We start from the raw sequence: 26,916 nt of genomic DNA, 5'->3' as shown, positions 1-26,916 counted from the left end.
TGGCAGACCGCCGTACGCGTGCGTACGGCGGAGTGGCTACGCCCTGGCGGCCGCCGGCTCCGGCTCGCCGACCAGCGGAGCGACCGACCGCGTGACGGAGCGCTCGACGAAGAAGGCCACGAAGGGGATCGTCCCGGAGAGCAGCACCCACAGCAGCCGGCCGAACGGCCACTTCGCCTTGGAGCCGAGGTCGAAGGCGAAGACCAGGTAGATGATGTAGAGGACGCCGTGCGTCTGGGAGACGGCGAAGGTGATGTCCTCGCCCATGCCGAATCCGTACTTGAAGACCATGCAGGTGGACAGCACGAGCAGCATCACGGCGGTGACATAGGCCATCACCCGGTAGCGGGTCAGGACGCTCTTCTTCATGGCGCCGAGCGTAACGGTCCGCTTTGGGCGATCTTCGAGCGGGTCGGCCCTTCCCCCGGGCGGTTCGGCCACCCCGGCAACCGGCCCCCGCGGCCCTCCGCGAAAGCGGGTCGGCCTTGCCTGCCATGCCTGCCTTGCCTGCCTTGTCGGCCCTATCAGCCTTCGTCGAAGTCGTGCGCGGCGACCCTGAGCGGCCGCAGCAGCGCGAAGATCTCCGCGCACTCCTCGGCGTCGTAGGCGCCGAGGCCGAAGTCCATCCCCATCAGGTCGCGGGTGGCCGCCTCGACGACCTCGCGCCCCTTGTCCGTGACGGAGGCCAGCGTGCCGCGGCCGTCGTTGGGGTTGGGCCGCCTGGCGACCAGACCGGACCGCACCAGGCGGTCCACGGTGTTGGTGACGGAGGTCGGGTGGACCATCAGCCGCTCGCCGATCTTGGACATCGGCAGCTCTCCGGCCTTGGAGAAGGTGAGCAGCACCAGCGCCTCGTACCGCGCGAAGGTGAGCCCGTACGGCTTGACGACGGCGTCCACCTCGGCGAGCAGGATCTGGTGCGCCCGCATGATCGAGGTGATGGCGGCCATCGAGGGCACGGGGCCCCAGCGCTGCTGCCAGAGTTCGTCGGCTCGGGCGATGGGGTCGAAGGGGAGGCTGAGCGGCTTCGGCACGGCACCGACCTTACCCACTGGTCATATGCCGGTCAGCCCCGTCTCGGACTTCGGTCCTCGCAGGGCCGCACCCGGCACCCCGGGCCCCGCGGGGACGCGGAGGCGCAGGAGCGCGGAGGCGCAGGAGCGCCGGCCGCCACCGCCGGCGGTGCCCGCGGACGCGGCCGGCGCGACCCGCTCCGCGGCCGGCCGCCGGGGCGGACGGCGGCCGGCCGGGCGGGCGGAGCCGGGCATGGGGCCGGCAGCGGGCGGGCAGCGGTGGCGGCCGGAACTCAGGCGGAATCTCAGACGGGACTTCAGGCGGAGCTTCGGCCGGAGCCTCAGCCGGAGAGACGGCGCTCCACGGTCTCGACCTTGCTCGTCAGGCCGTCCGTGACACCGGGCCTGATGTCGGCCTTGAGGACGAGGGAGACGCGCGGGGCGCGCGCCTCGACCGCGGCCACCGCACGCCTGACCACGTCCAGGACCTCGTCCCACTCACCCTCGACCGAGGTGAACATCGCGTCCGTGCGGTTCGGGAGTCCGGACTCGCGGACGACGCGGACCGCGTCGGCGACGTACTCGCCGACGTCCTCGCCCACCCCGAGCGGGGTGACGGAGAAGGCGGCGATCACGCCTCCACCGTGCCCTCGCGGCGGGCGCGGGAGGCGATGACCGCGTCCTCGGCGGCGCGCTTGAGCTTGCGGTCGGCGTAGAAGCCGCCGAACGGGAGCACCGACAGGACGAAGTAGACCGCCGCGGTCCCGACGTCCCACCTGGCGCGGTTCCAGGCGTCCAGCCAGAAGACCAGGTACAGGACGAAGAGGGCGCCGTGGATCGCGCCCATGACCGGGACCGCGTTGAACTCCGTCGTGCGCTTGAGGACCGAGCAGACGAGCAGCAGCAGGAAGGACACGGCCTCCGGCGCGGAGACGAGCCGGAGGCGGTGGAGGGCGGAGGCGGTCTTGATGTCCACGGGAGGCACCTTCAGAGCTTCGGGGGGAGGGGATGTTCTTGTGAACGGAAGCACAAGCGTAGCCATTCTGGCATCGCGCTCCTCCCGCGCCGTGCCCGGGTCGGGTGATATCGGAGTCGGGGTCGGGGTCGGGTGGTGCCGGTGCCCGTGCCCGGGTCGGGTGATGTCGGAGTCGGGGTCGGGGTCGGGTTCATGCCTGGGGGGCCTGTCCGGACAGGCGCCCCGCACAGTACCTTCACCCCCGTGGCAATGTTCCGACTGCAAGGCAGCAAAGTGCTCGCCGTCGACATGACCGGGGACTCCGTCAAGGCGAAGAACGGGTCCATGGTCGCGTACGACGGCCGGATGGACTTCAAGAAACTGACCGGCGGCGGCGAGGGCCTGCGCGGCATGGTGACCCGCCGCCTCACCGGCGAGCAGATGGCCCTGATGGAGGTGAAGGGCCAGGGCACCTGCTACTTCGCCGATCGCGCCTCCGAGATCAGTCTCGTCTCCCTGCACGGCGACAAGCTGTACGTCGAGTCCAGCAACCTCCTCTGCACGGACGGCGGGCTGCGCACCGGCACCAGCTTCACCGGACTGCGCGGCGGCGCGACGGGGAACGGCCTGTTCACCACGACCGTGGAGGGCACCGGCCAGGCCGCGATCATGTCGGACGGCCCGGCCGTGGTGCTGCGGGTGACGCCCCAGTACCCGCTCTCCGTGGACCCGGGAGCCTACGTCGCCCACCAGGGCAGTCTGCAGCAGCAGTTCCAGTCCGGGGTCACGTTCCGGACGTTCATGGGCGAGGGCGGTGGCGAGGCCTTCCAGATCCGGTTCGAGGGCGACGGGCTCGTGTACGTGCAGCCGAGTGAGCGGAACACGGTGGGAGGGGACGTCTGATGCCGTTCCGCGAGGTCAACTCGAAGATGGTCGAGGCGGCGGTGGTCCCCGGCCAGAAGATGTACAGCCAGCGCGGCGCGATGCTCGCCTACAAGGGCGACGTCTCCTTCACCCCGAACATCGCCGGCGGCCAGGGCGGCCTGATGTCGATGATCGGGCGCCGGGTCACCAACGAGGCCGCTCCGCTGATGACGGTGGAAGGCTCCGGCACGGTCATGTTCGGCCACGGCGGCCACCACATCCAGGTCGTCAACCTCACCGGTGACACCCTCTACGTCGAGGCCGACCGGCTGCTCGCCTTCGACGGCACGCTGCAGCAGGGCACCATGTTCATGGGCTCCCAGGGCGGGGTCATGGGGATGGTGCGCGGCCAGGTCACCGGCCAGGGCCTCTTCACCACCACCCTGAAGGGCCACGGCGCGGTCGCGGTCATGGCGCACGGAGGGGTGGTCGAGCTGCCGATCACACCCGGCCGGCCGGTCCATGTCGACCCGCAGGCGTACGTCGCCCACCACGGCGACGTGCGGAACAAGCTCTCCACGGCGCTGGGCTGGCGCGACATGGTGGGGCGCGGCTCGGGCGAGGCGTTCCAGCTGGAACTGAGCGGCAGTGGTGTGGTGTACGTCCAGGCGTCGGAGGAGAAGCTGTGAGCACGCCGGTGGTCCATGACCCGATGTCGCTGCCGAGCGACGACAACGTCAACTCGTACACCTTCTGCGTGGAGCTCAAGGGCTCCCAGTGGTTTCTGCAGAAGGGGAAGATGATCGCCTACTACGGGCGGATCGACTTCAACGGGATCGGCCATGGCCGGCTGGACCGGCTGATGCGCACCAGTTTCCATTCGCCGCTGCACGCGAGCGACTGGGTGGTCGCCGAGGGCAGCGGCAAGATGCTGCTCGCCGACCGGGCCTTCGACGTCAACTCCTTCGACCTCGACGACGGCAATCTGACGATCCGCGCCGGGAACCTGCTGGCGTACCAGCCCTCGCTGGCGCTGAAGCAGTCGATCGTGCCGGGCTTCCTCACCCTGATCGGCACCGGGAAGTTCGTCGCGGCGTCGAACGGGCCGGTGGTCTTCATGGAGCCGCCGATCCGGGTGGACCCGCAGGCGCTGGTGGGCTGGGCGGACTGCCCCTCTCCGTGCCACCACTACGACCACGGTTACATGAGCGGGGTGATGGGCGGTCTGCGGCAGTTGTCCGGGATCGGCGGGGCTTCCGGCGAGGAGCACCAGTTCGAGTTCGTGGGCGCGGGCACGGTGCTGCTGCAGTCGACCGAGGCGCTCATGCCGGAGGTGGTGACGGGTGCGGTCCCGCACGCGGACGGGGTGCCCGGCGGTGGCCACGGCCCCGGTCAGCACGGCACCACCCCGCGCCTGCCCGGTCAGCTGGGGGACCTCCAGCGCCGCTTCGGGTTGTGAGCGGTAGGCTGCGGAGTGTGACGTCGAACGTCTGCGCCCTTCACGGGGGACCAGGGATGCCGGATGCGACCGTCCCCATTTCGTCCCGATTTCAACTTCTTAGGGTAGCATTCATATATGGAAACCGAGACGGCCACGCCCTGGCTGAGCGATGCGGAACAGTGCGCCTGGCGCACCTATCTGGACGTCAACAGGCTGCTTGCGTACCAGATGGAGAAGGATCTGCAACCGTTCGGCCTGACCATCAACGACTACGAGATCCTCGTCAACCTCTCCGAGTCCCCCGAGCGGCGCATGAGGATGAGCGATCTGGCGGCGGCCACACTCCAGTCCAAGAGCCGGCTGTCCCACCAGATCACCCGCATGGAGAACGCGGGCCTGGTGCGCCGGGAGAACTGCGAGTCCGACCGCCGCGGGCTGTACGCGGTGCTCACCGACCAGGGCATGGAGACCATGCAGAAGGTCGCACCGCACCACGTCGACTCCGTGCGGCAGCACTTCATCGACCTGCTGTCCCCGGAGGCTCTCGCCCACCTCCACGAGTCCCTGAAGCCGGTGGCGGAGCACCTGCGCGGCCGCCGGGGCAGAGTCTGACGGTGCCCGCGGACACCGACGGCCACGGCAAACACGGCCACGGCAAACACGGCTACGGCTACGGCCGCTGAAACCGCCGCCGTACGGGCCCGGCCGTACGGGGCCGCTCTCCGCGCCCGACGTCCGCGCCGCGCCGTCCGACCACGTGCCCTGGGGGAATGGGCACGGGGGCAGCCGGCGCGGTGCGTGGACGGGCGCGTGCCCGGCCGCGGCCACCCGCTCCAGGCGTCGACGCGGCCACCCGGCATGCCGCCGGGCGCGCGTCCCCGCCGCACGTCACCGGGCGTGGCAGCGGTCCGGGACGGACGTCCCCGGGCCGCGGCCGCTCAGCCGAGGTGGAGGAGCGAGTAGGCGGCGAAGCCGAAGAAGAGGAAGGCCACGCCCCGGGTGATCCAGGGTGCCGCGCGGGCGTAGAGCTTGCGGACGGTGTGCAGGCCGACGATCCACACGAGCAGGGCGTCGGCGGCGATGCAGCCCAGGGCGCTGGCGAGGAGGAAGAGAGGGACGGTGGCCCCGGTGAGCAGCTCGATGTTCCCGGCGATCACGGACGTGAAGACGGCCAGGGTGACGGGATAGCTCTTGGGGTTGGTCAGGCCGAACACGGCGCCGTGGGCGAGGGGGCGGCGAGCGTAGGCGAAGGCGCCGCTGTCCGGTGCGGCGGCCGCGGCCAGCGCCCCGACGCCGAGGTAGACGAGGTAGAGGGCGCTGGCGACGGTCAGAGCGGTGAAGACCGCCGGGGACAGGAGTTGCACCCAGCGCAGGGCGACCAGGGCGAGCAGGGCCCACATGAGGTCGCCGGCGAGGTGGCCGAGGAGGAAGTGAGCGGCCGGACGGCGCCCGCTGCCGGTTCCGATGTGCAGCACGGTGAGCACGCCGGGCCCGGGGGTGAGGACCACCAGGGCGCAGGAGAGGGCGGTGGCGAGCAGGAGGGTGAGCACGTCGGCTCCTCGGTCGTGGCGGCGGGCACCGGCCGGGCAGTACGGTCAGGCGAGTCGGCTGTCGGAGATGCGGGCGGATCCGGAGACGGTGCCGTGCCGGTCGGCGTAGCCGCGGATGGTGCGGGTGGCCTCGACCAGCTCGTCCCAGCCGACCCGGCTGAAGATCCTGCACCAGTCCATGGAGATCTCGTCGAAGTCGACGATGTCGCCGCGGCCGTACTTCTCGGGCATGGAATCGAGGAGCGCGTCGTCGAGGATCTCGAAGCCCTTGTCCTTCGCCGTGGCCCGGGCGAGATCGGGGTTCATCATCCAGCGGCCGGTCAGGGCGCCGAAGTCGGGGTAGAGGGGCTGGGCCTCGAGCGCGGCCATCATCTCGTTGTCGATCAGCCAGCGGGCGAAGGCGACGGTGTTGTCCAGGCTCTCGTGATCCTCGCCGGGGCCGCCGAGGACGAGCGAACCGTAGATGGGCAGGCCGGCCTCCTTGAAGAGGGCGCAGGCGCGCCGGTTGTTCTCCAGGCTGTCGCGCGGCCCCTTCAACAGCTTGAGCATGCGGGTGTCGCCGGACTCCAGACCCATGTTGACCCGGTACACGCCCAGGCGCAGATAGAGGTCGACGATGCGCTCGGTGGTCTCGGCGGCCTGGGTGTAGACGAAGAACCTGGGGTCGCCGATGTCCTTCGGCCGGGCCTGCACCAGCCGTTCCACCCAGCGCGGGGAACTGCTCATGCTGTCGAACGCCTCGTAGAAGATGGTGGCCGCAACCTGCTGCTGGGCGGCGCGGACGTCGTGCCAGAAGACTTCCGGGGAGGAGAACCGCAGGTTGAGGTCGGCGATGCCGCAGAAGTGGCAGGGGTGCTTCACCCGTGCGCAGCCGCGGGCGCGGTTGATGGTGGTGACGCCGGTGACCTCCTCGTCGTCGTGCAGGCTCCCGTACCGGGCCAGGTAGTTCTGCCGATAGCGCTCCCAGTTGGCCGCGGGCATCAGGGAGCGGTCCGGTACCGGTATGGCGTCCAGGACGTTGCCGACCATGGCTCCGGCGCCGATGTCGACGAGGGGCGCGGGGATCTCCGGCAGGCGGTTGTGAACGACGCCCTCGTCCGTGCGGTACAGCAGTCCCGGCACGGAGGTGACGGGCCGCTCGCCGTCCAGGGCGTCGACGAAGGCGGACAGGGCGAACTCGCCGACGTCCGCGGCGCACACGTAGTCCACGCATTCGCGGTGGGCCAGGATCTGCCGGGCCATGGCCGCCGCCTGGTCGTTGCCCAGGATGGTCACGGCCCCGGCGTTCTTCCCGGCCTCGGCCAGGCGGAGCGTGTTCAGATACGAGGTGCCCAGGGCGCTCAGTCCCAGGACGTCCGGTTCGAAGTCCCGGATGAGCTGTTCGATCTCCGGCATGGGTGTGATCTGGCCGTCGAGCGCGATCACGTCCAGATACGGATGGTCGCGCAGGAGGACCGTGGCGAGCGAGACCACGCCCAGGGCCGGGAACGTGCCGTCGTTGGCGATCGAGGACACGTCTCCGTCGGTGCCGGCGTTGACGAGGAGCACTTTCTGCACATGCTTCACGGCGGTCTTCCTCTCCTTCGGTGAGGCGCGCGGGCGCGCACGAGAGAGGCCGTGGCCGGGCCACGGCCGGTGAGGGTGTCCGGAGGGCGGCGGGCAGGGGTCTACGCGGGGCCGGGGCCGTCGGCGAACGGGGCAGGGGCGGTACCGGCCGGGGCGGCGGCACGGGGCAGCCGGGCGGCGGCCGGGAGGACCGACGGGGCCGGGGCGGCACGGGGCAGCCGGGCGGCGGCCGGGAGGGGCGCGGCCCGCACTCTCCGCCGTGCCGCCGGGCGGGCGTACGGTCTGCGGCGGAGACCGGAGGGTCCCCCGGTGCGGCACGGCGGGATCGCAGACCACCCGGGTCCGCGGACGACCGCGCGGCGCACGTGCCGTCTCCCGGGCACCGGTGATGACCGACCTCCCCGGCTGTCGTCCCCGTTGCTCCTCCGGTCCCGCGTCTGCGGGAGCGACGGCGGCGCGGAGGTCCCGACCAGCCGGGACAGGGTGTCCCCCGGGCGTCCGTCACCCTGCGCGGCGTGCCGACGCCCGGGTTCCCAGGGCCCTGCTCGATGTGCACGACCCCGCCCGTGCCGGCGCGGGGGCGGGCGGCCGGAGCCCCGGGGACCGCCCCCGGGGTACTCGCGCCGCGCCCACCGACCGCGCGACCGCAGGTGCCGCCGACGCCCGGGTTCCCAGGGCCCTGCTCGATGTGCACGACCCCGCCCGTGCCGGCGCGGGGGCGGGCGGCCGGAGCCCCGGGGACCGCCCCCGGGGTACTCGCGCCGCGCCCACCGACCGCGCGACCGCAGGTGCCGCCGACGCCCGGGTTCCCAGGGCCCTGCTCGATGTGCACGACCCCGCCCGTGCCGGCGCGGGGGCGGGCGGCCGGAGCCCCGGGGACCGCCCCCGGGGTACTCGCGCCGCGCCCACCGACCGCGCGACCGCAGGTGCCGCCGACGCCGGATCGCCCACACCACACCCCGCATCGACGTGACAGCCTCGATGAATCGGCTCATTGCAGCACGCATCGCCGGACGGCGCCACGCCGCACCCCGGTCGTGCGCCGCCGACCGGCGATTACCGGACACCCGGCCCGGGCTCCGCCGAGCGGGGCGGCCCGCCGGACCGGCGGCGGCCGCGGAACCGCCGCCGCCGGTCCGGCGACGAGCGGCCCCTCGCGCCCTGCTCGGACGCGCCATGCCGCACCTGGCCGGGAACAGGGTGCGGCCTGTCCGGCGGCGTCTGTCCGGCGGCATGCGGCCTGTCCGGCGGCGTCTGTCGGCGGCATGCGGCCTGTCCGGCGGCGTCCTGTCCGGCAGCGTTCCGTACGGCGGCGTGCGGCCATCCGAGGCGCCGCGCCTGCGGGTCTCGGCGGGAGCGGCGGCGGGGTGGGCTCAGTCGCCGGTCAGGCCCGCCACCAGTTCGTCCGCCGCCGCGTAGGGGTCCAGTTCGCCCGCGACGATCCGCTCCGCGAGGGCGTCCAGACGGCGGTCACCGGCGAGGTCGCCGATGCGCTCGCGCAGCGCGGTGACGGCGATGGTCTCGACCTCGTGCGCGGCGCGCCGGGCGCGGCGCTCCGCGAGGACACCGTGCTCCTCCATCCAGGCGCGGTGCTTCTCCAGGGCCTCGACGACCTCGTCGACCCCCTGCGCCCGCGCGGCGACCGTCTTCACGATCGGCGGGCGCCAGTCGCCCGGCGCCCGGGACTCGCCGAGCCCGAGCATGTGGTTGAGTTCGCGGGCGGTGGCGTCGGCGCCGTCGCGGTCCGCCTTGTTGACCACGTACACGTCGCCGATCTCCAGGATCCCCGCCTTCGCGGCCTGGATGCCGTCGCCCATACCGGGGGCCAGCAGCACCACGGACGTGTCGGCCTGGGAGGCGATCTCCACCTCCGACTGACCGACCCCGACCGTCTCCACGAGCACCACGTCGCAGCCGGCCGCGTCGAGCACGCGGATCGCCTGCGGCGCGGCCCAGGCCAGGCCGCCGAGGTGGCCGCGGGTGGCCATCGAGCGGATGTAGACCCCCGGGTCGGAGGCGTGGTCGGACATCCGCACCCGGTCCCCGAGCAGCGCACCGCCGCTGAACGGGGACGACGGGTCGACGGCGAGCACGCCGACGCGCCGGCCGGCCTTCCGGTACGCCGTCACCAGCGCCGAGGTGGACGTCGACTTGCCGACGCCCGGCGAACCGGTCAGGCCCACCACGTACGCGCCGCCGGTCAGCGGCGCGAGTTCCGCCATGACCTCGCGGAGCTGCGGGGACGCCCCCTCGACGAGTGAGATCAGCCGGGCCACGGCCCGCGGCCTGCCCTCCCTCGCCTGGGCGACCAGCTGGGGGACGTCCACCATCGTGCGTGCTCCGATCTCCGAGAGGCTTACTTCGCCGGCACGCGCACGATCAGCGCGTCGCCCTGGCCGCCGCCGCCGCACAGCGCCGCCGCCCCGATCCCGCCGCCGCGCCGCCTCAGCTCCAGCGCGAGATGGAGCACGATACGGGCGCCGGACATGCCGATCGGGTGGCCCAGGGCGATCGCCCCGCCGTTGACGTTCACCTTTTCCGGGGACACCCCGAGATCCTTCATCGACTGCACGGCGACCGCGGCGAACGCCTCGTTGATCTCGATGAGGTCGAGGTCCGAGACCTCCAGGCCCTCCTTCCCCAGGGCGTGCGCGATCGCGTTGGACGGCTGGGACTGGAGCGAGTTGTCCGGGCCTGCGACGTTCCCGTGGGCACCGATCTCGGCGATCCAGTCCAGACCGAGTTCCTCGGCCCTGGCCTTGCTCATCACGACCACGGCGGCGGCGCCGTCGGAGATCTGCGAGGAGGTGCCGGCCGTGATCGTGCCGTCCTTGGCGAACGCGGGGCGCAGCTTGCCCAGCGACTCCGCGGTGGTCTCGGCGCGGATACCCTCGTCCTTGCTGAAGACGACCGGCTCGCCCTTGCGCTGCGGGATCTCGACGGGCGTGATCTCGGCCTCGAACAGGCCGTTCTTCTGTGCGGCGGCGGCGCGCTGGTGGGACAGCGCGGCGACCTCGTCCTGCTCCGGACGGGCGATGCCGAGGCGGGTGTTGTGCTTCTCGGTGGACTCGCCCATGGCGATGCCCTCGAACGAGTCGGTGAGACCGTCGTGCGCCATGGCGTCGAGCATCCCGATCGCGCCGTACTTGAAGCCCTCGCGGGACTTCGGCAGCAGATGCGGCGCGTTGGTCATGGACTCCTGGCCGCCGGCCACGACGATGTCGAATTCACCCGCACGGATCAGCTGGTCCGCGAGGGCGATCGCGTCGAGTCCGGACAGGCACACCTTGTTCACCGTGAGCGCCGGGACGCTCATCGGGATGCCCGCCTTGACGGCCGCCTGCCGGGCCGGGATCTGCCCGGCGCCGGCCTGCAGGACCTGGCCCATGATCACGTACTGCACCTGGTCGCCGCCGATGCCGGCCCGGTCCAGCGCGGCCTTGATGGCGAAGCCGCCCAGGTCGGCGCCGGAGAAGGACTTCAGAGAGCCGAGCAGCCGCCCCATCGGAGTGCGGGCCCCGGCGACGATGACGGATGTGGTGCTTTTCGTTCCGGTCATGAGAGGCGATCCCCTTCCAGCACGGCGGCTGAGGAGTGAACGAGGGTTTACTCGAACTGTACTGAGCGGTCGGCATCCGGGTCACCGGGCTGCGCGTGTGATCGCGCGCACGTTGCGTAACCACCGCCGGGAGCGCTGCACTGGAGGCATGCTGACGCGAATCGACCACATCGGGATCGCCTGCTTCGACCTGGAGCGGACCGTCGAGTTCTACCGGGCCACGTACGGCTTCGAGGTCTTCCACACGGAGGTCAACGAGGAGCAGGGCGTCCGGGAGGCCATGCTCAAGATCAACGAGACCTCGGACGGCGGGGCCTCCTACCTCCAGCTGCTCGAGCCCACCCGCGAGGACTCCGCGGTCGGGAAGTGGCTGGCGAGGAACGGCGAGGGGGTCCACCACATCGCCTTCGGCACGGCGGACGTGGACGGTGCCGCCGACGACATCCGGGGCAAGGGCGTACGCGTCCTCTACGACGAGCCCCGCACCGGCTCGATGGGCTCCAGGATCACGTTCCTGCACCCCAAGGACTGCCACGGAGTCCTCACCGAACTGGTCACTTCCGCCGCCCCCTCATCAGCGGAGCACTGACCGCCGGGATTCCCGGCCCGGTAGAGTGGGCCGCTCCGGGCCGGGGCCGGGTCGGGGCCGCGCCGCGTCCTCGTTACTGATCTGACACCATTTCCCCGGGGGGCCGTTCAGGCGAACGGCGCTCGTCTGTAGAGAGTTGCGACCAGGGGACGGATGGGACCGCGCAGTGCGGGGCTACGAACGCCAGGAGAGCCACCGAGCTGACGACGACCACCTCTCGCGGTTCGAAGCCGAGATGGACCGGCTGAAGACCGAGCGGGAGAAGGCCGTCCAGCACGCCGATGACCTCGGATACCAGGTCGAGGTGTTGCGCGCCAAGCTCCACGAGGCGCGCCGCACCATCGCGTCCCGTCCCGCCTACGACAGCGCCGACATCGGCTACCAGGCCGAGCAACTGCTCCGGAACGCCCAGATCCAGGCCGAGCAGTTGCGCTCGGACGCCGAGCGGGAGCTGCGCGAGGTCCGGGCCCAGACCCAGCGCATCCTCCAGGAGCACGCCGAGCACCAGGCCCGCCTGCAGGCCGAGTTGCACACCGAGGCGAACCAGCGCCGCCAGCGGCTCGACCAGGAGCTGGCGGAACGCCGGCAGACCGTCGAGGCGCACGTCAACGAGAACGTGGCGTGGGCGGAGCAGCTCCGCGCCCGCAGCGAGGCCCAGGCCCGCCGGCTGCTGGACGAGTCGCGCGCCGAGGCCGAGCAGGCGCTCGCCGCCGCCCGCGCCGAGGCCGCCCGGGTCGCCGAGGAGGCCCGGCAGCGGCTCAGCTCGGAGGCGGAGACCGCCCGCGCCGAGGCCGAGTCGGTCCTGCTGCGCGCCCGCAGGGACGCCGAACGGCTGCTGAACGCCGCCTCCGTCCAGGCCCGCGAGGCCACCAGCCACGCCGAGCAGCTCCGCTCCGCGACGACCGCCGAGTCCGACCAGGCCCGCCAGCAGGCCGCCGAACTCGGCCGGAGCGCCGGGCAGCGGATGCAGGAGGCGGAGGACCGGCTCCGCGAGGCCCGTGCGCAGGCCGACAAGACGGTCGCCGAGGCCAAGGAGTCCGCGGGCAGGCTGCTCGCGAACGCCGAGTCGGCGAACGAGCAGCGGGCCCGGACCGCCAAGTCGGAGATCGCCCGGCTCGTCGCCGAGGCCACCAAGGACGCCGAGAACCTCAAGAGCGAGGCCGAGCAGGCGCTGGCCGACGCCAGGGCCGAGGCGGAGAAGCTCGTCGCGGAGGCGGCCGAGAAGGCCCGTACGGTCGCCGCCGAAGACTCCGCCGCCCAGCTCGCCAAGGCCGCGCGGACCGCCGAGGAGGTCCTGGACAAGGCGTCGGAGGACGCCAAGGACACCACCCGCAAGGCCGCCGAGGAGGCCGAGCGGATCCGCCGCGAGGCCGAGACCGAGGCGGACCGGCTGCGCGCCGAGGCCCATGACACGGCCGAGGAGCTCAAGGGCGCGGCGAAGGACGACACCAAGGAGTACCGCGCCAAGACCGTCGAACTCCAGGAGGAGGCCCGGCGGCTGCGCGGCGAGGCCGAGCAGCTGAGGTCCGAGGCCGTCGCCGAGGGCGAGCGGATCCGCGGCGAGGCGCGCCGGGAGGCCGTCCAGCAGATCGAGGAGGCGGCGAAGACCGCCGAGGACCTGCTGACGAAGGCGAAGGCCGACGCCGACGACGTGCGGTCCAAGGCCAACGCGGACAGCGAGCGCGTCCGCACCGAGGCCATCGAGCGGGCCACGGCGCTGCGCCGGCAGGCCGAGGAGACGCTGGAGCGCACCCGTACCGAGGCGGACCGGCTGCGCGCCGAGGCCGAGGAGCAGGCCGACGAGGTGAAGGCCGCGGCCGAGCGGGCCGCGGCCGCACTCCGCGAGGAGACCGAGCGCGCGGTCGCCGCCCGCCGGGCCGAGGCCGCGGACGGGCTGGCCCGGCTGCACTCGGAGGCGGAGACCCGTCTCGCGTCGGCCGAGGAGGCGCTGACCGGGGCGCGCGCGGAGGCCGAGCGGATCCGCCGGGAGGCCGCCGAGGAGGCCGAGCGGCTGCGGGCCGAGACGGCCGAGCGCGCCCGTGGGCTGGTGGAGCAGGCCGAGCAGGAGGCCCAGCGGCTGCGGACGGAGGCCGCGTCCGACGCCTCGGCCTCCCGCGCCGAGGGCGAGGCGGTCGCCGTACGGCTGCGCACCGAGGCCGCCACGGAGGCCGAGCGGCTGAGGTCCGAGGCGAAGGAGACCGCCGACCGGCTGCGCACCGAGGCCGCCTCCGCGGCCGAGCGGGTCGGCCAGGAGGCCTCCGAGGCACTCGCCGCCGCCCAGGAGGAGGCGAACCGGCGCCGCCGGGAGGCCGAGGAGACGTTGGGCGCGGCCCGGTCGGAGGCCGACCAGGAGCGGGAACTCGCCCGCGAGCAGAGCGAGGAACTGCTCGCCGCCGCCCGCAGGCGCGTCGAGGACGCCCAGACCGAGGCACAGCGGCTGGTCGAGGAGGCGGACCGGCGCGCCACCGAGATGGTGTCGGCCGCCGAGCAGACCGCCCAGCAGGTGCGGGACTCCGTGTCCGGTCTGCAGGAGCAGGCCGAACAGGAGATCGCCGGGCTGCGCAGCGCCGCCGAGCACGCGGCCGAGCGCACCAGGACGGAGGCCCAGGAGGAGGCGGACCGCGTCCGCGCCGACGCCTACGCGGAGCGCGAGCGCGCCACCGGGGACGCCAACCGCGTCCGGGCGCGCGCCGACGAGGAGGCGGAGGCCGCCAGGTCGCTCGCCGAGCGGACCGTCAACGAGGCGATCGCCGAGTCGGACCGGCTGCGCACCGAGACCTCGGAGTACGCCCAGCGGATGCGCACGGACGCGTCCGACGCCCTGGCCGCCGCCGAGCAGGACGCGGCACGGACCCGGGCCGAGGCCCGCGAGGACGCCAACCGGATGCGTTCCGAGGCCGCGGCCCAGGCCGACCGGCTGGTGTCCGAGGCCACGAGGGAGTCCGACCGCGTCACGACCGAGGCGTCCGAACTGCTGTCGCTCGCCGAGCACGACGCGGAGCGGCTGCGCGCCGAGGCGAAGCAGGCCAGGGAGGACGGCGAGCGCCAGGCCGAGGAACTGCGCGCGGCCGCCCGCTCGGACGGCGAGAAGATCCTCGACGAGGCCAGGAAGGCGGCGGACAAGCGCCGTACCGGCGCGGCCGAACAGGCCGACCAGCTCATCGCCGAGGCGGGCGCGGAAGCCGAACGGCTGCGCGCCGAGGCGGCCGACACCGTGGGCAGCGCCCGGCAGCGGGCGGACCGGCTCAGGGCCGAGGCGGAGCGGCACCGCGGGGACGCGGAGCGGGCCGCCGAGCGGATGCGCTCGGAGGCGCGCGAGGAGGCCGACCGGCTGCTCGACACCGCCCGGAAGGACGCGGCGAAGCGCCGCGCGGACGCGGCCGAGCAGGTCGACCGGTTGATGGCCAAGGCGCAGGAGGAGGCGCTGCGCGCCACGACCGAGGCCGAGGCGCAGGCGGACACGATGGTCGGCGCGGCCCGGAAGGAGGCCGACCGGCTGGTCGCCGAGGCGACCGTCGAGGGCAACTCCCTGGTGGAGAAGGCCCGTACGGACGCCGACGAGCTGCTGGTGGGGGCGCGGGGCGACGCGACCGCCATCCGGGAGCGGGCGGAGGAGCAGCGCAGGCGCGTGGAGAACGACGTCGAGGAGTTGCACGAGCGGGCCCGACGGGAGTCCGCCGAGCAGATGAGGGCCGCGGGCGAGCGCTGCGACCAGTTGGTGAAGGCCGCTCAGGAACAGCAGGCCGAGGCCGGGGCGAAGGCCAAGGAGCTGGTGTCGGAGGCCAATTCGGAGGCCGGCAAGGTGCGGATCGCCGCGGTGCGGAAGGCCGAGGCGCTGCTCAAGGAGGCCGAGCAGAAGAAGGCCGAGCTGGTCCGGCAGGCCGAGAAGGTCAAGGCGGACGCGGAGCGCGAGGCCGAGCGTATGATCGCGGAGGGCAAGCGGGAGCTGGACGTGCTGGTACGCCGGCGCGAGGACATCCAGGCGGAGATCTCCCGGGTGCAGGACGTGCTGGAGGCGCTGGAGTCGTTCGAGGCCCCGGGCGGCAAGGACGGCGGCGTCAAGGCGGGGGCCACGGCAGGAATTACCCGTTCGAGTGGCAAGTCCTCCGAGAGCTAGGGCGTGTTGCGAAAGTAGCCCCGTCCGCCCGCGGGGCGGGGCCTGCGGCGTCTGGTGCGTGCGATCGCGGGACGGTGGATCGCGGGGCGGTGGATCGACCTCGCAGTGGGTCTGCTCGGTTGGTTCGGCAACGGGGCGAGTCGCCGTGCCGGGCGTCGCGACGGGGCGAACGTTGCCCGATGCGGCACCAGCCACCCGAAAGGCTGGACATTCTCCATATCAAACGGGCATCTTCTCGATGACACGCCGCTCGGGCGCCTAGGATTCCCTCTAACACCTCAGCCGGTCTCATTCGACAGGATCCCCATGAGCGACACTTCCTCCCCCTTCGGCTTCGAGCTCGTGCGGCGCGGGTACGACCGCGGTCAGGTGGACGACCGCATTACCAAACTCGTCGCCGACCGTGACAGCGCTCTCGCGCGAATCACCTCGCTGGAGAAGCGCATCGAGGAGCTCCATCTCGAGACGCAGAACGCCCAGGCACAGGTCAACGAAGCGGAGCCGTCCTACGCGGGGCTCGGTGCACGTGTGGAGAAGATCCTCCGCCTCGCCGAGGAGGAGGCCAAGGACCTGCGTGAGGAGGCCCGGCGCGCGGCCGAGCAGCACCGCGAACTCGCCGAGGGCGCGGCTCAGCAGGTCCGCAACGACGCCGAGGCGTTCGCCGCGGAGCGCAAGCAGAAGGCCGAGGACGAGGGCGTCAGGATCGTCGAGAAGGCCCAGGGCGAGGCCAACTCGCTGCGCTCCGAGGCGCAGAAGGACGCGCAGTCCAAGCGCGAGGAGGCGGACGCCCTCTTCGAGGAGACCCGCGCCAAGGCCGCCCAGGCCGCCGCGGACTTCGAGACGAACCTGGCGAAGCGCCGGGACCAGTCCGAGCGCGATCTGGCGTCGCGTCAGGCGAAGGCGGAGAAGCGTCTCGCGGAGATCGAGCACCGCGCGGAGCAGCTCCGTCTGGAGGCCGAGAAGCTGCGCACGGACGCGGAGCGCCGCGCCCGGCAGACCGTCGAGACCGCGCAGCGCCAGGCCGAGGACATCGTGGCCGACGCGAACGCGAAGGCGGACCGCATCCGCAGCGAGTCGGAGCGCGAGCTCGCGGCCCTCACCAACCGTCGCGACTCCATCAACGCCCAGCTGACCAACGTCCGCGAGATGCTGGCCACGCTGACCGGCGCGGCGGTCGCCGCGACGGGCGTGCCGACCGACGACGAGCCGGTTTCCCGCGGCGTCCCGGCCCAGCAGTCCCGCTGAAGCCCCGGCGCACGGCAGTGCGCTCCCCGTGCGCCCGGTGCCTGCCCAGGCACCGGGCGCACGCGCCTTCCCCCTTGCACGGCCCGCACACCCCGCCGGCCCCGCACGGATTGCACGCCCCGCACACCCCGCACGGCCCCGCACGCCATGCACGCCCCGCCCGGCCCCATGGCCTCGGTACCCGCCGTTCTGCGGTCCGAGTGGACCAAGATCCGCACGGTCGCCTCCACCAGCTGGACCCTCGTCAGCGCCTTCGCGGTGACGGTCGCCGTCAGCGCTCTGCTCTGCGCGCTGCTGGCCTCGACCTTCGACGACCTGCCGCCGGCCGAGCAGAGCACCTTCGACCCGACGCTCGTCAGCTTCTCCGGCATGGTGCTGGGCCAGCTCGCCATGGTCGTCTTCGGCGTGCTCGTGGTCGGCACGGAGTACAGCTCCGGCATGATCCGCACCTCGCTCGCCGCCGTACCGCAGCGCGCCACCTTCCTGTTCAGCAAGATCATGGTGGCCGGGCTGCTGGCGCTGGTGGTGGGGATGGCGACCAGCTTCCTCAGCTTCTTCCTCGGACAGGCCCTGCTCGGCGAGCGTGCCACCTCCATCGGCGAGGAGAACGTGCTGCGCGCGGTCATCGGCGGAGGGCTGTACATGGGCCTGATCGCGCTCTTCTCCATGGGCGTCGCGGCGATGCTGCGCAGCTCGATGCTCTCGCTCGGCATCCTGATGCCGTTCTTCTTCCTGGTGTCGCAGATCCTGGCCGCCGTCCCGTACGCGAAGGACGTGGCCCGCTACTTCCCGGACCAGGCCGGCTCGAAGATCATGCAGGTCGTGCCGCAGGCGATGAACAGCGAGGAGGTCCCGTACGGGCCGTGGGGCGGCCTCGGGATCATGCTGCTCTGGGTGGCGGCCTCACTGCTCGGCGGCTTCGCGGTCCTGAAGAGGCGGGACGCCTGACCGGCGCGGCGCCCGGACCGGGCGCCCGTCCTCCTTGGCCGGAACCGTCAGCCCCCGGATATCCTCCTAACTCTTACGGGGGGCTGCGGCCGTATGCGGCCGTGCCCCGACGACCTGACCTGTCGATGGGGCTGGAGCAATGATCGAGGCAGTCGGTCTGACGAAGCGCTACGGCGCCAAGACGGCCGTGTACGACCTTTCCTTCCAGGTGCGGCCCGGGGCCGTCACCGGCTTCCTCGGGCCGAACGGCTCGGGCAAGTCGACGACGATGCGGATGATCCTCGGCCTCGATCAGCCGACCTCCGGCCATGTCACGATCGGCGGCCACCCGTTCCGGAAGCTGCCCAACGCGCCGCGTCAGGTCGGGGCCCTGCTCGACGCCAAGGCGGTGCACGGCGGCCGGAGCGCCCGCAGCCATCTGCTCTCGCTCGCCCAGCTGTCCGGCATCCCGGCCCGCCGGGTCGACGAGGTCCTCGGGGTCGTGGGCCTCCAGGACGTCGCCAGGCGCCGGTCGAAGGGCTTCTCGCTGGGCATGGGGCAGCGTCTCGGCATCGCCGCGGCCCTGCTGGGCGACCCTCAGGTGCTGCTGTTCGACGAACCGGTCAACGGCCTCGACCCGGAGGGCATCCTCTGGGTGCGCAATCTGATGAAGCAACTGGCCTCCGAGGGCCGTACCGTGTTCGTCTCCTCCCACCTGATGAGCGAGATGGCCCTCACCGCCGACCACCTGATCGTCATCGGGCGCGGTCGGCTGCTCGCCGACATGAGCGTGAAGGACTTCATCGCGCACAACTCGGCGGGCTTCGCACGGGTGCGGACCCCGCAGACCGAGCCGCAGCAGCGGGAGAAGCTGAGCGTCGTCCTCACCGAGGCCGGCGGCCAGGTCATGCCGGAGCCGGACGGGGCGCTGCGGGTGACCGGCCTCGCGCTGCCCGCCATCAGCGATCTCGCGCACGAGGCCGACGTGCGGTTGTGGGAACTCTCGCCGCACCAGGCCTCCCTGGAGGAGGCCTATATGCGGATGACGCAGGCGGCCGTGGACTACCGCTCGACGGAGGACCAGAAGGCCGGTCTGATGCAGCCGCCGCCGCTGGGGCACGATCCCTCGGCGGTGCTGGTCCCCGAGGCGCCGCAGCAGGGCTGGTACGCGCCGCCGCCCCCCGGCCGGAACCCGTACGCGGCCGATGCGCCGGCCACCGTACCGCCCGGCCGGAACCCGTACGCGACCGCCGCAGCCGGTGCGACCGCTGCGACCGCCGCTGCCGGTGTGACCGCTGCGCCGGCCCCGGCAGCGCCTCCCGCGGCGGCCCCGGCTCCCGCCGGCCCTGCGGCCCCCGCCCCCGCAGACCTGACCAAGAGCAGCACCGAGGACGCCCGATGACGACCCCGTACCGGCAGCAGGGCGCGCACCCGCAGGGCGCCTACGACTCCCCGATCCCCGTCCGGGCGGCGCACCTCGGCGACGCGCTCGCCTCCGAGTGGACCAAGATCCGTTCGGTGCGCTCCACCGTGTGGACCCTCGGGGTGATGATCGTGCTGATGTTCGGCCTCGGCGTGCTCTCGGCGGTGGCCGTGTCCGCGGCGGAGCCCGAGCTGGGCGAGGAGTCCGTGCTCGGCCTCGGCTTCTTCGGCGTCCTGCTCGGCTCGATCTGCGTGATCACGCTGGGTGTGATGACCATCGCGTCCGAGTACGGAACCGGCATGATCCGCACCACGCTGACCGCCTGCCCCAGCCGCGCCCGGGTGCTGACGGCGAAGGCGACGGTCTTCTTCCTCCTGGTGTTCGTGATCACGACGGTGACGGCGGCGATCGTCGGCGCCCTCCAGACGGCGATCGCCGACACGGGCGTCAGCACCGGTGAGGACTGGTTCCGGGCGACGGTCGGCGCCGGGCTCTTCGTCGCCCTGCTCGGACTGCTGTCGCTCGCCGTCGGCGCACTGATCCGGCACTCGGCCGGCGCGATCACGGTCATGATCGGTCTGGTCCTGCTGCCGCTGGTGCTGGCCCTGTTCATGTACGCGGAATCGCTGCGGCCGGTGCAGGAGTTCCTGCTCGAGTACTCGATCCCGAGCCAACTGGGGGTGCTCTACGACACCTCGGTCTCGGACGAGGGCCCGAACGGCTGGCAGCCGCTGTGGACCATGGCGGGTTTGGCGGGCGCGGCCATGGCCGGCGCCTACCTCTCGCTCGACCGGCGCGACGTCTGACCCCTGCCGGACCGGCGCCCCCGGCAGCCTCACGGGACCGTGCACGCCCCGGCGGCCGGACCGGGGTTCAGTAGCGGGGCGCGTTGCGGGACCGCTGCACCCGGGAGGTGCGGCGGTCCTTCGCGTTCCAGCACGCCCTGTGCCAGTGGCGGCGGTCGTCCACCCCGCCGTGGTCGGGCCAGGCCACCACGTGCGGGGTGCCGGGCGGGATCTCCTGGTCGCAGCCCGGGCAGCGGTAGCGCTTGCCCGCGGCGCTCGCCCCCGCGACGTGCCGGACCCGCCACTCCTCGCCCTGCCAGCTCTCGGCCCGCTCCACTCCGCCGTAGCGGTCGGCCATGTCACCGGCGCGGTCGGTCTGCTTCTCCCCTCCGCGGGGGCGGTTTCTGCGCGGGGACACGTGACACCTCGGGAGCAGATGCGGACAGTTCACTCCCAAGCCTACGGTCCCGGGCGGCGGGCAGGTGCCCCGAACGGCGCAGCCCGATCCACCCGCCGGGCCCGGTTACCGGAAAATCGCAAGAACTTCACGTACGGCCGTGCCTTTGGCACGTGTCAGACGTTATTGCCTGTGTGGGGGGAATGCCGCGTCGGCCGCAAGGAGGCATCAGGCGATGCGCGTTGGAGCTTTTGTACTGGCCGCACAGTTCCCGGGCCAGGGGCATGGGGAGGCACTGCACCGGGCCGTGCGGTCCGCCGAGGTGGCCGAGGCCGCCGGGCTGGACTCGGTCTGGCTCGCCGAACACCACTTCGTACCGTACGGGGTCTGCCCGTCGGCGGTGACCCTGGCCGCGCTGCTGCTCGGCCGCACCGAGCGGATCCGGGTGGGCACGGCGGTGAGCGTGCTGCCCACCGTCCACCCCGTGGCACTCGGCGAGCAGGCGGCACTGCTGCACCTCGCGTCGGGGGGCCGGTTCTCCCTCGGCGTGGGCCGCGGCGGCCCCTGGGTCGATCTGGAGGTCTTCGGCGCCGGTCTCGCGGCGTACGAGAAGCACTTCCCCGAGTCGCTGGACCTGCTGCTGCGCTGGCTGCGGGAGGCCCGTGTGGGAGGCGAGGGGGAACGATTCGCTTTCCGCGAGGTCCCCGTCGTCCCGCGCCCCGGGGATCTGATCGGCGGGGACGGCCACGGCCCCGCGGGCCCGGAGGTGGTCGTGGCGTGCACCTCCCCCGCGACGGTGCGGCTGGCGGCCGAGCGCGGGCTGGCGATGCTCCTCGGCATGCACTGCGGCGACGAGGAGAAGGCCGACATGGTCGCCCTGTGGCGGAGCCACGCCCTCGCGTCGGGCCACGATCCGGGGACGGTGGCGGCGGCCGGCCATGTGTCGGCCGGACTGGTGCAGATCGCGGACAGCCGGGCGGCGGCCCAGGAGGCCCTCGCCAAGGCGATGCCGGGCTGGCTGAAGCAGGGCCTGGAGGCCCATGTGACGGTCGACGGGCGGCAGCGCGCGATGCGCGACCCCGTCCACTACACCGAGCTGCTGTGCCGGCTGCATCCGGTGGGACCGCCGAGGCTGGCCGCGGACCGGCTCGCGGCGACCGCTGAGCGCACCGGCATCACCCGGTTCGCGCTCCTCTCCGAGGGCTCGGGCGATCTGGCGGCGACGGAGGACAACGTCCGGCGACTGGGCGCCGAGGTGCTGCCGCTACTTCGCTGACCGGGCCGGCGCGCATGCGGGCCGCACGACCGTACGGCCCGCGCGCCTCCCCCGGCGGCCCGCGTGCCTCCCCCGGCCCGTCGTCCGGCGGAGGCTGCCGCCCCGGCGTGCATGGCTCCTCGCGCGATACGGAGCGGCAGCGGAAGACATCAGCAGTCGCGCAGTTCCGGCGACTGGTTGAGCAGCTGGGCCCTGACGGAGGTGAAGCGGGTGAGCCGCTCATCCACCGAGGAGTCCAGCGGGAACACCGCGACTCGGTGGCAGTTCTGGAAAGCGAGCCGCACTCCGAAGTGCCGCTGCAGCGCACCCCTGATGGCGTCGCTCGCGAGTGCGCGCAGCAGCTGGCCACGTGCCTGCTCGTCCGGCGGCGGCGTCTGGTTGTCGGCGAAGTCGCCGCCGTCCACCTTCAGCTGAACCACCAGAGAACTGATCATCTCCCATGCGTAGGGCAGGGAGGTCCGGACGCAGTCGACGAATGCGGCTTCGTCGACCTCGCCTCGCTCGGCCTGTTCCAACAGCGCCGGTGAGACGTCGAGCGACATGGGTTCTCCTCTCGCGACCCCGCCGAGCGGGGTCTTACGGGCAGGGAAGGAGGCGGCCGCGTGTGCCCGGCTGCGGCGTCGAGGACGACGCAGCGTGCCCGACCGGCGACCTCCTGCTGCCACGTTATGCGCGCTGTCTGGTCCGCACCAGGAGAATGGGAACACAACCGGCCACCTGCGTAAGGGCACAAGAGGGGCGACCCGTAGGGACTCGGACAGAGGCGGGGCGGCGGTGGGAGGAATCGCGCGCGGGGAGGTCGGTCGAGTAGCGTTGCGCACCATGCGTCTCGTCATCGCCCGCTGTTCCGTGGACTACGCCGGCCGGCTCACCGCACACCTGCCCTCAGCTCCCCGCCTGATCCTGGTCAAGGCGGACGGCAGCGTCTCCATCCACGCCGACGACAGGGCGTACAAACCGCTGAACTGGATGTCCCCTCCCTGCACTCTCAAGGAGGGGGACGGCAAGGTCTGGACCGTCACCGGCAAAACGGGCGAGAAACTGATCATCACCATGGAGGAGGTCCTCCACGACTCGTCACACGAACTGGGTGTGGACCCCGGACTCATCAAGGACGGCGTGGAAGCGCACCTCCAGGAACTGCTCGCAGACCGTATCGAGACACTGGGCGAGGGCTACAGCCTGATCCGCCGCGAGTACCCGACGGCGATCGGGCCCGTGGACATCCTCTGCCGGGACTCCGACGGCGCGACGGTGGCGGTGGAGATCAAGCGCCGCGGCGAGATCGACGGGGTCGAGCAGCTCACCCGCTATCTGGAGCTGCTGAACCGCGACCCCCGTCTCGCCCCGGTCCGCGGTGTGTTCGCGGCCCAGGAGATCAAGCCCCAGGCCCGCGTGCTGGCGACGGACCGGGGTATCGGCTGCGTGGTGCTGGACTACGACGCCCTGCGCGGCATCGAGGACGACAAGCTGCGTCTGTTCTGACGGGCCCCGGGAACGCGGGCGGCCGGCGGTCGCGCGGGCCGCCCGCGCTCGTACGCGGACCGGGGCGCCGCACGGACCGGCGCGCCCCACGGGCCCGGCGCCTCAAGGACGGGGCGCACCAAGGACAGGGCGCCGCACGGGCCCGGGGCGCTAAGGACAGGGCGCCTCAAGGACAGGGCGCCGCACGGACCCGGGGCCCTAAGGACAGGGCGCACCAAGGACAGGGCGCCGCACGGACCCGGGGCGCCGTACCGCACCCGCACCGGCGCGCGGTCAGGGCGACGAACCGCTCGGCAGGGCGTGACTGCCGCTGGGGCCGCCCACCGTGGCCCCCGGGCCACCCGTGGAGGACGTACCGCCCTCGTCCGAACCGCCGCCCGAGGCACCACCGCCCGGACCGGTGGACGAGCCCCCCTCGTCAGAACCGCCGTCCGAGGCACCACCACCCGGACCCGTGGAGGTGCCCCCCTCGTCAGAACCCCCTTCCGAGGCACCACCACCCGGACCGGCGGAGGTGCCCGCGTCCGATGCGCCACCGCCCGGGCCCGTGGAGGTGCCCCCGTCCGACGGCGACCCCCCCGACGAGCCCGACGGACCTGACGAACCCGACGGACCCGACGGACCCGACGGACCCGAAGAGCCGGATGAACCGGTGGAGCCCGACGACGGGCCGCCGGTAGACGGCGAGCCACCCGTGGACGGCGAACTCCCGGTCGTACCGCCCGTCGCCGACGACGAACCGCCGTTCGCCGAGCCGCTGGTGCCCGAACCGCCCGCCGGGGAACCGACGCCCGGTGCCGCGGGATCGCCCGCCGAGCCGCTCTCGCCGGGCCGCGCCGTACCCGGTGCCGCGGGGGCGCCTCCGCTACCGCCGGTGGCGCCGTCCGCGGGGCCGCCGGTGGGGGTGTCGGCGGGCTCGTCCGCGTCGAGGCCCTCGCTCCCCTCCCCTTCGTTCGCCGACTGCTCGCCGGTCACCCGGTCCGCCGGGGGTTCCTCGTCGGAAGTCGCTCCGAGGGTCACCATGGTGCCGAGGACCACGGCCAGCAGTGCGCCCGCCCCGGTCGCGACCAGGTGGCGCCGGGGGCCGGAGACGACGAGGCGGCGCGCCCCCGCAACCAGGCCGGCGGGCCCGGCCGGGGGGCGTCCGGCCTCCGCGGCCTCGGCCGGTGCGTAGACGACCGTGGTGCCCAGGGACGGGACCACCGGCTCCTCGACGTGTACGACCGGGGCGGTCGCGGCCTCGGCGGCACCCGCACCGGGCGGGCGGGCGCCCTCGCGGTCGGCGACGAGAGCCAGCGCCCTGCGGCCGGCGACCGTGCCGCTCTTGTCGGCAAGCGCTCCGCGCATGGCGATGGACGCCTCGAGTTCGGCACGCGCCCGGTCGAGGCTGCCCGAGCAGAGCGCCAGTACACCCAGCTCATGGAGGAAATAGGCCTCTTCGGCGACCTCGCCCGCCGTGCGGGCCGCCTCCTGCCCGGTCCGCAGCGCCCGCTCCCACGCCTGCCAGTGCAGTCCGGCCGCGAACGCGGGCGCGGCACTGCGGGCCAGCAGCACCGCCGTTGCGGCGTACCCGACCTCCTGCGCGGGCACCAGGGCGCCCAGCGCCGCGAGGATCGCATCCGCCTCGCCGGACGCCCGCGCGGGCGTCACCGACGGGTGCGCCGTCCACCACGCGTAGTGCCGGGCGGCCGTGTCGGCGCGCCCGAGGGCTCCCTCGTCGTAGCCGGCGTCCTCCAGCTGGGCGGCGACCCCGGCCGCCAGCCGGTAGCGGGAGCCGACGGGACCGAGCAGGGCGCAGCGGGTCAGCTCGCCGAGCGCGGCGTCCGCGTGGGTGTCGCCGATGAGCGCCGGAAGGTGCGCCTGGTGCGGGACCTCGCCGCCGAGGGCGACCGCGAACCGGAGGGTTTCGCGGGCGGACTCGCTGAGGCGGGAGGCGAGCAGCGCGGCGGGGGCGGCTCCCTCGCCGAGCGTCGGCAGCGGGGTGTCGACCCCGTCGCCGAAGACGCCGGCCTCGTCGTCATCGCCGTCATCGGTACCGGTGGCGGTGGCGGTGGCGTCATCGGTGCCGGTGGCGGTGGCGGTGGCGGTGCCGGCATCTGCCTCGGCGGCGCGGTCCCGCTCCGCGCGGCCGTCGCGCAGGGTGTCGCGCTGCCTGAGGAGCGCACCGGCCTGGACGAAGCGCAGGGGCAGCCCCTCCGACTCGAACCAGAGGTCGCCGGCCCAGTTCGCCTCCTCGTCGGTGAGCGGCCGCTCCACGGCCCGCTCCAGGAGTTCGATGGCGGTGCCGCGGTCGAGCCCGGAGAGGAACACCTCCTCGACCTCGGACCCGGCCGAGGGTGCCGCCACGTCGGGCGTCGCGGCGAGCAGGAAGGCGCATTCCGGGGTGGCGTCGAGGAGTTCGTCCAGGGCGCTGCCGCCGAACTCCAGGTCGTCGACGAGGACGACGGCACCGATCTCGCCGACGTGTGCGAGTAGTTCCGCCCGGCCGGGCCGGTGCAGTGGGGCGTCGTGGACCGCCGTGAAGAGTTCGCGGAGCAGTTCGGCGGGCGTGCGGTGGTGCCCGGAGAGCCGGACGACGCCGTCGGGGGCCAGGTCCGCGCAGTCGGCGGCGACGGCGTCGAGCAGGGCGGTACGGCCCGATCCGGCGGGCCCGGTCAGCCGGACCGTGCGGCCGCGCCCCAGGAGGCGTACCAGCCTCCGGCGTTCCTCCTGGCGTCCCAGCAGCGGCAGTGCGGGGGCGGCCGGTCCCGGTGGGACCGGGGGCCGGAGGGCGCGCCGCAGTTCCCCGCGCTCAGCGGGGGTGCGCCGTACGGGCGCGGCGGGTTGCTCACCGGGGCGGCAGGGCTCGATCTCGCTGCCGTCGACCGGGTTGACGGTGAGCGCGAGTTCGCCGGCCACCACGCGCACCATGCGCGCGGGCGCGGCCCTGTGGTGGGCGAACTCCGGCGGCACCGCGTCGCGCACCGCGTCGCGCGGCGGCCGTTGCGCGGTGCCGCCCTCGGCGCCGGCGCGGTCGCCGTCGCGGCCGTACTCGTCCGGTTCCGGATTCCTCGGATCCATGGTCAAAGCCCCCAGATGGCGTCTCGTGCGCAAGCCCCTCCGGCCGGCTGCACGCTCCGCTGCCGCTTCTGGTCCGGTGCCCGCCGTGTGGGTTGTCGGAGAGGGCGGGCGACCGGAGCCTAGACGTTCCGCGGGTGTCGGGGAACAGCCGGGGGGCAGGCCGTCCAGGACGTCACGGTCTCGTGATGATTGTGCGCCCTGGCGCGTGCGCCCGCTCAGACCCGGGGCAGGGACTCCGCGGCGATTCCGCCCTCGATGGCCAGGATGCGATGCAGCCGGGTGGCCACCAGGAGACGCTGCATCTGCGGCGGCACTCCGCGCAGCACGAGGCGTCGGCCGCGGCGGCCGGCCCGTCGGTGCGCGCCCATGATGACCCCGAGACCGGTGGCGTCCCAGGAGTCCAGACGGCTCAGGTCGAGCACGAGGTCGCCCGCTCCGCCGTCTACGGCCGAGTGCAGGACCGTTCGGGCGTCCGCCGCGCTCCGGACGTCGAGGCGGCCCCCGACGACCAGCTCGGCATGGTCGCCCCTGATGTGCATATGCGCTCCCCGAGAGTGCTGTTGTCCGTCAGCGCCGACGCCCGCGTCGATCGTCCGACTCCGCGGCGCCCGGCCCGCTGACGCGGACTGGCGTTCGACCGTCGCGTTCGACCGTGAGGTTTCGA

General features: G+C 73.3%; 24 protein-coding genes. 12 read left to right on the top strand and 12 right to left on the bottom strand.

Annotation, left to right across the window (positions count from 1 at the left end; translation table 11 throughout):
* Positions 1-36 precede the first annotated feature (36 nt).
* From DDQ41_RS20100 to DDQ41_RS20080, 4 genes are all read right to left on the bottom strand, one after another.
* The gene (locus tag DDQ41_RS20100; protein WP_109295726.1) at positions 37-369 is read right to left on the bottom strand and encodes a DUF3817 domain-containing protein; all 333 of its coding nucleotides are present in this window, start codon (positions 367-369) and stop codon (positions 37-39) included.
* A gap of 155 nt (positions 370-524) precedes the next feature.
* The gene (locus DDQ41_RS20095; RefSeq protein WP_109295725.1) at positions 525-1,034 is read right to left on the bottom strand and encodes a MarR family winged helix-turn-helix transcriptional regulator; all 510 of its coding nucleotides are present in this window, start codon (positions 1,032-1,034) and stop codon (positions 525-527) included.
* A gap of 320 nt (positions 1,035-1,354) precedes the next feature.
* Complete coding sequence (locus DDQ41_RS20085) at positions 1,355-1,648, bottom strand: MTH1187 family thiamine-binding protein (RefSeq protein ID WP_109295723.1); 294 nt, start codon at positions 1,646-1,648, stop codon at positions 1,355-1,357.
* Positions 1,645-1,989 carry a DUF3817 domain-containing protein gene (locus DDQ41_RS20080; RefSeq protein ID WP_109295722.1) on the bottom strand — a complete coding sequence of 115 codons (345 nt, stop codon included), beginning with the start codon at positions 1,987-1,989 and terminating at the stop codon, positions 1,645-1,647. The genes DDQ41_RS20085 and DDQ41_RS20080 overlap by 4 nt, the downstream gene beginning before the upstream one ends.
* 249 nt (positions 1,990-2,238) lie before the next feature.
* Here DDQ41_RS20080 and DDQ41_RS20075 point away from each other — a divergent pair, with 249 nt between their 5' ends.
* The 4 genes from DDQ41_RS20075 to DDQ41_RS20060 all read left to right on the top strand — a co-directional run bounded on the left by DDQ41_RS20075 (position 2,239) and on the right by DDQ41_RS20060 (position 4,885).
* On the top strand, positions 2,239-2,871 hold the full coding sequence (locus tag DDQ41_RS20075; protein ID WP_109295721.1) for an AIM24 family protein: 633 nt from the start codon (positions 2,239-2,241) through the stop codon (positions 2,869-2,871).
* A complete protein-coding gene (locus DDQ41_RS20070) occupies positions 2,871-3,521 on the top strand; it encodes an AIM24 family protein (protein WP_109295720.1) in 651 nt (216 codons plus the stop codon). The genes DDQ41_RS20075 and DDQ41_RS20070 overlap by 1 nt, the downstream gene beginning before the upstream one ends.
* Positions 3,518-4,291, top strand: a complete 774-nt coding sequence (locus DDQ41_RS20065) for an AIM24 family protein (protein ID WP_172607728.1) — start codon at positions 3,518-3,520, stop codon at positions 4,289-4,291. Before DDQ41_RS20070 ends, DDQ41_RS20065 begins: the two co-directional genes overlap by 4 nt.
* Positions 4,292-4,408: 117 nt before the next feature.
* Positions 4,409-4,885, top strand: coding sequence for a MarR family winged helix-turn-helix transcriptional regulator (locus tag DDQ41_RS20060; protein WP_109295719.1), 477 nt, complete (start codon positions 4,409-4,411; stop codon positions 4,883-4,885).
* Between the two features lie 326 nt (positions 4,886-5,211).
* Here DDQ41_RS20060 and DDQ41_RS20055 read toward each other — a convergent pair whose 3' ends face one another.
* The 4 genes from DDQ41_RS20055 to DDQ41_RS20040 form a co-directional block, all read right to left on the bottom strand.
* Positions 5,212-5,823 carry a LysE family translocator gene (locus DDQ41_RS20055; RefSeq protein WP_109295718.1) on the bottom strand — a complete coding sequence of 204 codons (612 nt, stop codon included), beginning with the start codon at positions 5,821-5,823 and terminating at the stop codon, positions 5,212-5,214.
* Between the two features lie 45 nt (positions 5,824-5,868).
* Positions 5,869-7,389, bottom strand: a complete 1,521-nt coding sequence (locus tag DDQ41_RS20050) for a B12-binding domain-containing radical SAM protein (RefSeq protein WP_109295717.1) — start codon at positions 7,387-7,389, stop codon at positions 5,869-5,871.
* Between the two features lie 1,373 nt (positions 7,390-8,762).
* On the bottom strand, positions 8,763-9,719 hold the full coding sequence (gene meaB, locus DDQ41_RS20045; RefSeq protein WP_109295716.1) for a methylmalonyl Co-A mutase-associated GTPase MeaB: 957 nt from the start codon (positions 9,717-9,719) through the stop codon (positions 8,763-8,765).
* A gap of 26 nt (positions 9,720-9,745) precedes the next feature.
* Positions 9,746-10,948: an acetyl-CoA C-acetyltransferase gene (locus tag DDQ41_RS20040; RefSeq protein ID WP_109295715.1), complete on the bottom strand. Its 1,203-nt coding sequence runs from the start codon at positions 10,946-10,948 to the stop codon at positions 9,746-9,748.
* Positions 10,949-11,096: 148 nt separating this feature from the next.
* Here DDQ41_RS20040 and mce point away from each other — a divergent pair, with 148 nt between their 5' ends.
* The 6 genes from mce to DDQ41_RS20005 all read left to right on the top strand — a co-directional run bounded on the left by mce (position 11,097) and on the right by DDQ41_RS20005 (position 20,055).
* Entirely contained in the window at positions 11,097-11,537 is a 441-nt protein-coding gene (gene mce, locus DDQ41_RS20035) for a methylmalonyl-CoA epimerase (protein WP_109295714.1), read from the top strand.
* A 166-nt stretch (positions 11,538-11,703) separates the two neighbouring features.
* On the top strand, positions 11,704-15,654 hold the full coding sequence (gene scy, locus DDQ41_RS20030) for a polarized growth protein Scy (RefSeq protein ID WP_109295713.1): 3,951 nt from the start codon (positions 11,704-11,706) through the stop codon (positions 15,652-15,654).
* A 306-nt stretch (positions 15,655-15,960) separates the two neighbouring features.
* Positions 15,961-16,899 (top strand): coiled-coil domain-containing protein, encoded by a 939-nt coding sequence (locus tag DDQ41_RS20020; protein WP_109295711.1) that lies wholly within the window; start codon positions 15,961-15,963, stop codon positions 16,897-16,899.
* A gap of 168 nt (positions 16,900-17,067) precedes the next feature.
* Positions 17,068-17,847, top strand: a complete 780-nt coding sequence (locus DDQ41_RS20015; protein WP_109295710.1) for an ABC transporter permease — start codon at positions 17,068-17,070, stop codon at positions 17,845-17,847.
* Positions 17,848-17,986: 139 nt separating this feature from the next.
* Positions 17,987-19,228, top strand: a complete 1,242-nt coding sequence (locus DDQ41_RS20010; RefSeq protein WP_109295709.1) for an ABC transporter ATP-binding protein — start codon at positions 17,987-17,989, stop codon at positions 19,226-19,228.
* Positions 19,225-20,055 (top strand): ABC transporter permease, encoded by an 831-nt coding sequence (locus DDQ41_RS20005; protein ID WP_109295708.1) that lies wholly within the window; start codon positions 19,225-19,227, stop codon positions 20,053-20,055. The genes DDQ41_RS20010 and DDQ41_RS20005 overlap by 4 nt, the downstream gene beginning before the upstream one ends.
* A 67-nt stretch (positions 20,056-20,122) precedes the next feature.
* Here DDQ41_RS20005 and DDQ41_RS20000 read toward each other — a convergent pair whose 3' ends face one another.
* Positions 20,123-20,452 (bottom strand): ATP/GTP-binding protein, encoded by a 330-nt coding sequence (locus DDQ41_RS20000; protein WP_109295707.1) that lies wholly within the window; start codon positions 20,450-20,452, stop codon positions 20,123-20,125.
* 214 nt (positions 20,453-20,666) lie between these two features.
* Between DDQ41_RS20000 and DDQ41_RS19995 the strand changes: the two genes are divergently transcribed.
* The gene (locus DDQ41_RS19995) at positions 20,667-21,707 is read left to right on the top strand and encodes an LLM class flavin-dependent oxidoreductase (protein WP_109295706.1); all 1,041 of its coding nucleotides are present in this window, start codon (positions 20,667-20,669) and stop codon (positions 21,705-21,707) included.
* Between the two features lie 149 nt (positions 21,708-21,856).
* Here DDQ41_RS19995 and DDQ41_RS19990 read toward each other — a convergent pair whose 3' ends face one another.
* A complete protein-coding gene (locus tag DDQ41_RS19990) occupies positions 21,857-22,249 on the bottom strand; it encodes an SCO5389 family protein (RefSeq protein WP_109295705.1) in 393 nt (130 codons plus the stop codon).
* A gap of 280 nt (positions 22,250-22,529) precedes the next feature.
* Here DDQ41_RS19990 and nucS point away from each other — a divergent pair, with 280 nt between their 5' ends.
* Complete coding sequence (nucS, locus tag DDQ41_RS19985) at positions 22,530-23,192, top strand: endonuclease NucS (RefSeq protein WP_174720301.1); 663 nt, start codon at positions 22,530-22,532, stop codon at positions 23,190-23,192.
* A gap of 273 nt (positions 23,193-23,465) precedes the next feature.
* On the opposite strand, the gene DDQ41_RS19980 is transcribed toward nucS, so the two are convergent.
* Positions 23,466-26,252 carry an ATP-binding protein gene (locus DDQ41_RS19980; RefSeq protein ID WP_109297839.1) on the bottom strand — a complete coding sequence of 929 codons (2,787 nt, stop codon included), beginning with the start codon at positions 26,250-26,252 and terminating at the stop codon, positions 23,466-23,468.
* 215 nt (positions 26,253-26,467) lie between these two features.
* Positions 26,468-26,791 carry an STAS domain-containing protein gene (locus DDQ41_RS19975; RefSeq protein ID WP_109295703.1) on the bottom strand — a complete coding sequence of 108 codons (324 nt, stop codon included), beginning with the start codon at positions 26,789-26,791 and terminating at the stop codon, positions 26,468-26,470.
* Positions 26,792-26,916 lie beyond the last annotated feature (125 nt).

This window comes from Streptomyces spongiicola (genome assembly GCF_003122365.1).
GTDB lineage: Bacteria > Actinomycetota > Actinomycetes > Streptomycetales > Streptomycetaceae > Streptomyces > Streptomyces spongiicola.
This window is presented reverse-complemented; position numbering and strand designations above follow the sequence as displayed.